Source organism: Hydrocoleum sp. CS-953, from assembly GCF_002260545.1.
Lineage (GTDB): Bacteria > Cyanobacteriota > Cyanobacteriia > Cyanobacteriales > Microcoleaceae > Trichodesmium.
Window position 1 is genome coordinate 1 of sequence record NZ_LGSU01000325.1, and the last position, 2,747, is coordinate 2,747.

Genomic DNA, 2,747 nt, shown 5'->3' on the forward strand with positions numbered 1-2,747 from the left:
GTTAGATGAAAACATTGACGTATTTACCGCTCATAAAGAGAGTTTGGGATTTGTTTGGGCTTGAAATTTGCTAAAGTCCCGTTATCCATTAATAAATAATCCATCCAAACGAAATGCTAATTGTTTGATTTCACGGGAAGTAAATTCGTAATTATTAGCTTCCGGTTCTGAAATACCAATTAATTCAAAAAAGCTCGGTGGAAATGTGAGAAATAGTTCATAAAAAATACTGTCTGTTTTCACGCTTTGTTGTGATTTTTTAGACTTGTAGTAGACTGTTTAATCTAAAATAGTGCATTGGGGAATCAGGGGAGCTAGGGGCGAGTTTATTCCAATAATTAATAATTAATAATTAATAATTACCTCTTGTTGAAACCGAGAGATAGTAGGCGAGTACGGAAATCTTTCATTATTCATTATCCATTATTCATTATTCATTATTCATTAATTTCAAACCCGCCCCTACTATTGCATGATTGAAGGTGTATTATTCCAGTGGGTTGGGTTGACGCAGAAAACTCAACAGATATACTCCCAAAAACTGTCATTCATAATGACAATTGTCTACTTTATTGTCAAATTGGCGGGAGTTTTTTTCTGAAAGTATAATTCTATCCTTATTGGCCTAAATTTTTTCTTAATTTTCTTTTTCCGGTTAATTTAATATGCTAACTTAATTTAGCAAGTTGCTGCTTTCTACCTCTCAATCTTAAGATAATGAAACTCTCTAACTCCTTTATTCGTAAATGGCGTTTTTTGCTACTGTTATTCGTGGCTTTATTGGTAGTAAATTTGGGTCATGTTCAAGCTTCTGAGAAGTCACCTCCAGAAGACTGGCAACTCAAGGGAATGTTGGCAGCTTTGGATGATTCTGACACTGATGTTTGGGGTGAGGCTGTCAAAAAAATGTCTGAATATGACCTTGAGTCTCCTGTTAATATCCCCTCAGAGCGGATAGAACAAATTGGCAAATTGTTGAGGGATCAAGATTCAGATATCCGTCGTGCAGCAATAACAGCAGTGGGTGAGATGGGGGCGCAAGCTAAAGAATTGATTCCCCAGTTGCTACAGTTGTTCAGGGATGAAAATTGGCGTGTCGTTATGGCAGCAGCAAAAGCAGTGGGTAATCTTGACTCGGAAGCGCAAGAATTGATTCCCCAGTTGCAGCAGTTATTGCAAGATAAAAATTGGCGTGTCCGTGCTGCAGCAATAACGGCAGTCGGTGAGATGGAGTCAGAGGCTAAACAATTTATTCCCCAGTTGCAGCAGTTGTTGCAAGATAACAATTCGGATGTGCTGAGAGCAGCAGCACCAGCAGTTGGTAATCTAAAGTGGGAGGCTAAACAATTGATTCCCCAGTTGCAGCAGTTGTTGCAAGATAACAATTCGGATGTCCGTTATGCAGCAGTAATAATAGTGGATGAGATGAAGTCGGAAGGGAAAGAATTGATTCCCCAGTTGCAGCAGTTGTTCAGCGATCGACATTCGGAGGTTCGTTATGTAGCAGTAACAGCAATGGGTGATATGGGATGGGATGCTGTAGAATTTATTCCTCAACTACTGAAGTTGTCAAAGGATAGAGATAGACGAGTCCGTTTTGCAGTAATAAAGGCAGTGGGTGAGATAGAATGGGAAGCCCAAATATTTATTCCTGAGTTGCAGGAGCTGTTCAAAGATGAAGATGTGGGTGTTCGTAGAGCAGCAGCAAGAGCAATGGGTGAGATGAGGTCGGAGACTGCTAAACAGTTTATTCGTGAATTGGAGGAGTTGCTAAAGGATGAAGATGAGCGTGTTCGTGCTGCAGCAGCAAGGGCAGTCGGCAATTTGGGGTCGGAGGCTAAACAATTTATGCCCGAGTTGCAGGAGTTGTTCGGCGATCAAGATGAGCGTGTTCGTGCTGCAGCAGCAAGAGCAGTGGGCAATTTGGGTGCGGAGGCGAAAGAATTGATGCCTCAGTTGCAGCAGTTATTCAGGGATGAAGATGAGTTTGTTCGTAAAGAAGCAGCATCGGTAGTGGGCAATTTGGGGTCGGAGGCTAAACAATTTGTTCCCCAGTTGCAGCAGTTATTCGGCGATGAAGATGAGCGTGTTCGTGCTGAAGCAGTAAGGGCAGTCGGTAATATCGGTTCAGAGGCTAAAGAATTAATGCCCCAATTGTTGCAGTTGTTAAAGGATAAAGATTCAGAGGTTCGTGAAGCAACAGTAAAGTCACTAGGTGAGATGGGAAAATTTAATACTCAGCAGATTTTACAAATTTTGAATGCAACTCATAGAAACAGAGATCAAGAAGTAGAACTTCGTTTTCTCGCTTACTTTACAACTGGAGGAGACTCTAATAGCATTACTTTAATTCAATGGTTGGGTTCACCAAAACGATATCCTAATCAAATAGATAATTTTGGCGAGGAACGATCTGTTAGCAGAGAAGAGGGCAAAAAAGTTTTGGAGATTTTTGCTGATGCTTGGACAGACACTCAAAATCTAGAATACCTGCGCCCTGAATTGAAAGCACAGATTAAAAAATTGGTGAAAAAGGTGAATTGGGAACCAGAAGATATTTCTTTACTTGAGAGACACTACAACAAGATCCAAAATAAAGACATCAAAGCTAAGATAGATGCCTTGCAAAAAATACAATGATTTTTCTAAAAATTTGGTTTATTTCAAATTACTTAGGACTTATACCATTTATCAAAAACTTTATCTATTTCAGAGTAGGGAAGTAGGGGAGTAGGGGAGTAGGGGAG

General features: G+C 40.2%; 1 protein-coding gene and 1 pseudogene. One reads left to right on the forward strand and one right to left on the reverse strand.

Annotation, left to right across the window (positions count from 1 at the left end; translation table 11 throughout):
* Nucleotides 1-93: 93 nt before the first annotated feature.
* Nucleotides 94-243: pseudogene (locus AFK68_RS03005) on the reverse strand (DUF2887 domain-containing protein); the annotation flags it as partial.
* Between the two features lie 474 nt (nucleotides 244-717).
* Here AFK68_RS03005 and AFK68_RS03010 point away from each other — a divergent pair.
* The gene (locus AFK68_RS03010; protein WP_094671518.1) at nucleotides 718-2,640 is read left to right on the forward strand and encodes a sister chromatid cohesion protein PDS5; all 1,923 of its coding nucleotides are present in this window, start codon (nucleotides 718-720) and stop codon (nucleotides 2,638-2,640) included.
* Nucleotides 2,641-2,747 lie beyond the last annotated feature (107 nt).